The sequence below is a fragment of the Streptomyces sp. NPDC055078 genome (genome assembly GCF_053607985.1).
Genome location: NZ_JBSGUP010000655.1, coordinates 1 through 4567, shown reverse-complemented (window position 1 = coordinate 4567; position 4567 = coordinate 1). Strand labels below are relative to the sequence as shown.

The following is a 4567-nucleotide window of genomic DNA, read 5'->3' as shown; positions in this document are numbered from 1 at the left end:
CGCCGCCGTGCACCTGTCTCTGACCGGCCGGTCGACGACCCTGGTGGAGACTCCGGCGTTCGGCGGGGAACAGCCCCGGAGCAAGCCCAAACCCGCACCCGAGTTCCCTCGGCGACAGCTAGGCATGTGCTCTGTGCCCTCCCAGGTCCGGCCTCTAGTCATCAATAAATGTTTATGGAAATTTATATAAACTGCTGCATAAGCCGCAGATCGCATCTGTCGCACCCCTCTGGACTGAGCTAGCGTCAGGAGAGTCATTAACATCTGTTGACGGATGCGCTGGCGGGGGTCCTTCTTGCGGCTTCCGTCCGTTTGTGTCCAGGAGGTGGGTTCCCTTGCACTCGGAGGCTGGACCGGGCTCGCGTGCCATCGGCGAATCAGCCTGCATTTCCACTCCCGGAACGCCATTTCCATACGCTAATGCCTAGCGCGAAGAAGACATCTAAAGCCGCTTCGGAATTGCCTGCTGATCGCTATATGATGCCCGTAGAGGTGGAACGCCGACTTGGTATTTCACCCGCAACCAGACGTCGGTGGACGAATCGAGGTCTGCTGCGCGCATATCCGCTGGGTCCGCATTATCGCCCTGGCCCTGGCAATAACAGGAGGGGTAACCGTAACGGGAGTCGGGTGCGCTATAAAGAGACTGAGGTTAATGATCTCTTCGAGCGCATAGGGCAGGGTGAACTTGCCCGTCCGCCCAAACCCGCGGATATGTAGGCGTCGCGGACCGAGGAAGTGCCGACTCAACTGTGGAAGGGGCCATGAGAGAGTCTGACGCGCCGTTTGATCGGTGGCACAAGAAGTATCCCAAGCCGGGAGACGCACCTTGCAGGTGCGGCACGAAGAAGAACCCGCAGTATCCGACCGCTGACCACGGCCGGGGGCAGCAGTGGCAGGCCCGTTACACCGACCCCAACGACAAGCCGCGCCGGCCGATGTTCGTTACGTGGCAGGACGCCCGTGACCACCTGGACGAGGTGCGGGCCAGCATCCGCACCGGCAGTTGGGTCGATCCCGACATCGGTATCAGGAAGGTGGAGTTCTTCGCCAACGAACTCATCGAAGGGCGAAAGAAGCGGAAGAAGAACGAGAACACCACGAACACTTATGACGCACATCTCCGGGTGCACATTCTCCCCTTCGCGGGACGGCGGGAAGCCAAGTCCCTGAAGCGTCGGGACACGATGGCCTTAGTTGATCGTCTGCTCGACAATCCCGGTATCGGTAACTGCTACACGGTCCAGATATACAAGACCTGGCGCATTCTTGTGAACTACATGATCGATTCCGATGTCCCGCTTCCGGCCAACATCACATCGCGGATCGAGCTGCCGGAGGTCGACGCCCGGGTCAAGGTTCCCCTGTCCCCGCAGCAGGTGGCCGATCTGGCGGCGGCGATGCGTGAGGTGGCACCGCGGTACGAGATCCTGATCTGGATCGCGGCGTGCGCCGGGTTCCGGATGGGGGAGGCGTTCGGTCTGAGAGAGGAGGATGTCGGCTGGGCCGACAGCGTCCTCTACGTGACGGAGCAGCGCCAGAACGGCCAGGCTAAGAAGCTGAAGACAAAGGCAAGCATGGCGACACTGCCGGTCGATCGGTTCCTGATGCAGCAACTGGCCGCCCATCTGGCCCGGTTCAGGGGGGCAGCGCCGGTGACCAGGGATGGCGAAATATGGAGGAAGCGGCACGGCTACGTGCCGCCGCCGGATGAGGGTCTGATCGTGACCACGCGGGGCGGCCATCCGATGCGGCGGAGTCGGTTCAACGGGAAGTTCCGGGAAGCGGTGACGCTGGCCGGCCTACCGGAGCGGACCCGGTTCCACGATCTCAAGCACTTCTACACGTCCCAGCTTGGGGCATCCGGCTGCCATGACCCGAAGACGGTTCAGGCGCTCTCGCGGCACGCGGAGTTCTCTGAGACGTGGGACACCTATGCCCACCCTCCCTTGGCTGTGGAGGGCGTGAAGGTGGTCACCTTCAGCGGTCTGTTCACCACGGACCGCGACTACAGGGTGCGGGCAGCAGGGTGAAACCGGGCGGTGAAGGGGCTTGACCCCGGTCGCCCCTGGTGTGCCAGACTCCATGACGCAATGAGGCTAACCATCGCGGCGTGAAGGTGGGCTGGACCTGTGGAACGGTCCGCGTACCTGATTCGACCCCGATTCGACCCCATGGGTGCCGGGCAGAGTGGATGACCGCTCTGACCAGGGCCAGAGCGGTGCCGACAGACGAACCGGACTGTACGGGTTGGTCAAGGTCCCCCCTTGTGTGGATTGTGTGAAGGGACACCGTAGCGCTGAAGCGGGCGAAAGGGGGCGAGTTCGTCGAAGGGGGTGAGCCTCGGCCTCTCGGCCCTCAGCTCCTCGGCCCCCAGCCTCTCGGCCGTGAGCCGTGCGGGGCGGTCGTCCGGCGACCCGCCTTAGACAGACCCGCCCGGGACGGTACGTGCGCGGGACGCCGGACAGTGCGCGGCGGGGCGGCGGGGCGGGTGACCGTGCGCCGGGGGCGATGGGGGTGTCATGTCCCGTGGCGCACGGGGATGGTGGTGTCTCGCTCTGTGTCCCGACGGGGTCTCCGGGGCGGGACCGGGCGGTCCGGGTGCTGGGGAGGATGCGGGTGGGGGCCAGGGTTCGCCATCGGATCGGGCTGGATCCGCGTGCGGTGCCGGGCACCAGGCCCGGCGCGCGGCGAGATCCGGAAGGCGGGCTCTAACGGGTGGCGGCGCTGAGGCTGACCCAGGCCGCGGCGGCGAGGGCTGAGGCGACGAGGACGTCGGCGATGAGGGCGGGGCCGTTGTCGAACTTGGCGGCGGAGACGATGGCACCGACGGTGAGTGCGGTGAGGATGATCCCGAGGGTGGTGAGGAGTGGTCTTCTCATGAGGGGCCTCTGGATGTGGGGGTGGGGTGCGCCACCGTAGCGCCCGGGTCCACGGGGTGGTGGCCGTTTCCGCGGATTCGGCTGTCTCGTGAGTGCCTCCCGGCCCGCGGGGGAGAGAGCGCTTTCGGGCGTCCGGGTGTCGGTCGGCGGGCCGTTCACAGGTCGCGGTGGCGCCCGTAACGCCAGCTCCGGTGGCTCGAAGCCCCCGGTGGGCTCCCTTCCGGAACCGGCCCCGGGGGCGGTTGGCTCCGGAGCGGGACGGGCCACGCCGTGATACCGGTCACCCGGGCGGTCCCCGGCCCCGGTCCGTGTTCCCCGCGTCACAGGAAACCGGGTTCGGCCCCGGGCGTACCGCACGAGGGTTACGGTGCCGGAGCGGCCACACAACAGCGCGGAGGTCAGCCGTCGGAGGAGACGACGGCGCCGCCCGGGTCGCGTGTGGCGCCGGCGCCCGGGTCGCCGTCGCGGAGATCAACGGTCCGGTTCCCTGCCGTCACCAAGGTCGCCGGAAAGCCCTTGCTGCTCAATCGCGTTGCGCGGAGAGCCCTGCTCGCCTCAGTGGAAAACCACCGGTGCACGTCCGATGCATGAGGCACCATGAAGCATGCGTTCGGACGACTGGCACCTCACCGAAGACGTCGAAGACCATCTCGCCCGAGCGGGGGACTTCCTGCGCTCGCGTCCCGCCCGCCATATCGTGGCGCTGACGGCGATCAGAAGACTGCGATCACGAGGGTCGGTGGCGTACGGCGCCCAAGCCCCCCTCTTCGGGCGGCTGGAGGGAGCGGGCGAGGTCCGCGCCACCTTCCATCGCCTTCCGTCCCTCGGGCTGTGTACCACTCCCCTCACCCCCGAACAGGCCGGCACTCTCGCAGCCCACCTGGCGGCGCTCGGGCACGCGCTCCCCTACGTCAGCGCGGACACCGGCACGGCCACCGCGTTCGCCGAGGCATGGCAGCGGTGCACAGGCGCGACGCCGGCATTCCGCGTCGGGCTCCGTATGTACCGCCTCGGCACGCTCATCCCGCCGGAGCCGTTCCCGGCGGGCCGGGGCCGGCTCGTGGGCGAACGGGACCATGAGCAACTCATGCGCTGGTGCCGTGAGTTCGCCGCGGATGTCGGGGAGGATGTCACCATCGACGCCGACTCCTGGGCCGGTACCCGCTTCGCCGACAAGCGCTATACGTTCTGGGAGACCCCGGACGGCACGCCCCTCTCCATGGCGGGGCTGATCCCGATGGTCGCCGGTGTGAGCCAGGTGGATCCCGTCTACACCCCGGCCCACCTGCGCGGTCGTGGCTACGCGGCAGCCGTGTCGATCGAGGTCAGCCGGGCCGCGCTGGCCGCGGGCGCCAAGGATGTCGTGCTGTTCGCGGACGCGGCCAACCCCACCAGCAACGCTCTCTATCAGCGCATCGGGTACCGCCCGGTCACCGACTGGGCCGTGTACGACTTCGTGTCCGCCGAGCCGTAGACCGGTCGACCGAGCCGCAGGCGGTCGACGGACCAGCGGTACGGACGGCAGCATGGACGGGGCCGGCGGCAGGGACCGGCAGGGACAAGGAGTTGGCCAGGGATGACATCACCATCGGAACCATCGGAACCATCGGACGAGGAGTCGTACGACCGGCCGGGCGGACCCGGCGGCACATCCGGCGGTACACCTGACCGTGCGGCCGGCCGGC

Annotated in this window: 3 protein-coding genes; 2 read left to right on the top strand and 1 reads right to left on the bottom strand. The window is 67.4% G+C overall.

The features are described from left to right. Positions 1-764 precede the first annotated feature (764 nt). Positions 765-2033 carry a tyrosine-type recombinase/integrase gene (locus ACWF94_RS34195; protein ID WP_453497648.1) on the top strand — a complete coding sequence of 423 codons (1269 nt, stop codon included), beginning with the start codon at positions 765-767 and terminating at the stop codon, positions 2031-2033. Positions 2034-2711: 678 nt separating this feature from the next. Here the strand turns inward: ACWF94_RS34195 and ACWF94_RS34190 are convergent. Next, a complete protein-coding gene (locus ACWF94_RS34190) occupies positions 2712-2882 on the bottom strand; it encodes a hypothetical protein (RefSeq protein ID WP_453497646.1) in 171 nt (56 codons plus the stop codon). A 604-nt stretch (positions 2883-3486) separates the two neighbouring features. On the opposite strand from ACWF94_RS34190, the gene ACWF94_RS34185 reads away from it, so the two are divergent. Then, a complete protein-coding gene (locus ACWF94_RS34185) occupies positions 3487-4356 on the top strand; it encodes a GNAT family N-acetyltransferase (RefSeq protein ID WP_453497643.1) in 870 nt (289 codons plus the stop codon). Positions 4357-4567 lie beyond the last annotated feature (211 nt).

Bases quoted from the DNA above. Each gene is read 5' to 3' on its own strand.
- ACWF94_RS34195 (WP_453497648.1), top strand. From the start codon at position 765: ATGAGAGAGTCTGACGCGCCGTTTGATCGGTGGCACAAGAAGTATCCC.
- ACWF94_RS34190 (WP_453497646.1), bottom strand. From the start codon at position 2,882: ATGAGAAGACCACTCCTCACCACCCTCGGGATCATCCTCACCGCACTC.
- ACWF94_RS34185 (WP_453497643.1), top strand. From the start codon at position 3,487: ATGCGTTCGGACGACTGGCACCTCACCGAAGACGTCGAAGACCATCTC.